The following is a 244-nucleotide window of genomic DNA, read 5'->3' on the forward strand; positions in this document are numbered from 1 at the left end:
GCTTTCACCAGGTCCTGCTGTAGAATAGATTACTTTCAGATGATAGGTACCCAGGCCATAAGGTCTCATATCCAGAGCATCTGCTGTAGAAATAATGCCGGTATGGGCAGGATCATTCAGTTTGGTCCATTCATACTGTACGGTAGGATTTCCAAAGAAGCCCGCCGAACTTAAAGTATAGGATGCCGGATCTGTATTTTTGAATTGAGTACAGCTCCAGTTCTGACTTGCAAACCCTGAAAAG

Annotated in this window: 1 protein-coding gene; it reads right to left on the reverse strand. The window is 44.3% G+C overall.

The window, feature by feature from the left end:
* Window positions 1-244, reverse strand: a 244-nt coding sequence (locus tag SB689_RS23955) for a hypothetical protein (RefSeq protein ID WP_410694524.1), incomplete at both ends; no start/stop codon positions are given.

Origin of the sequence: Chryseobacterium sp. SIMBA_038, assembly GCF_046535115.1 — a bacterium.
GTDB lineage: Bacteria > Bacteroidota > Bacteroidia > Flavobacteriales > Weeksellaceae > Chryseobacterium.